This is a genomic window from Streptomyces sp. NH27 (assembly GCF_056859195.1).
Genome location: NZ_JACEGK010001118.1, coordinates 1 through 395, shown reverse-complemented (window position 1 = coordinate 395; position 395 = coordinate 1). Strand labels below are relative to the sequence as shown.

The 395-nt window shown below is 74.7% G+C and carries 1 protein-coding gene; it reads left to right on the top strand.

What is annotated here, in order from left to right; translation table 11 throughout:
- Positions 1-239, top strand: a 239-nt coding sequence (locus AC13HU_RS38315; protein WP_483046601.1) for a substrate-binding domain-containing protein, incomplete at its 5' end; no start/stop codon positions are given.
- Positions 240-395 lie beyond the last annotated feature (156 nt).

Here is a 395-nt window from a genome sequence, read left to right as displayed (position 1 = left end):
GCGCACTGCTCGCCCTGCGCGAGATGGGCCGCCGGGTGCCGGAGGACATCGCCGTCGTCGGCTTCGACGACAGCAGCGCGGCAACCGCCTCCCGCCCGCTGCTGACCACCGTGCGGCAGCCGGTGGAGGACATGGCCGCGGAGATGGCCCGGCTGCTGCTGGCCCTGATCGACGACCCGGCCCAGCAGATCCGTTCGGTGATCTTCAAGACCACGCTCGTCCGCCGCCGCTCCGCCTGAACGTCGCCGCTCCGCCCGAACCGGCACCACCTGCACCGCGCCGCCGTCCCACCCCCGCCCAACGGCCGCTGCCCGCACGGGAATTCGCCGCCGAGGGGGCAGCCCAACGCACGCCCGGCGCAACTCGCGGGCGCTGCGGGGATCGCAAAGACGGTG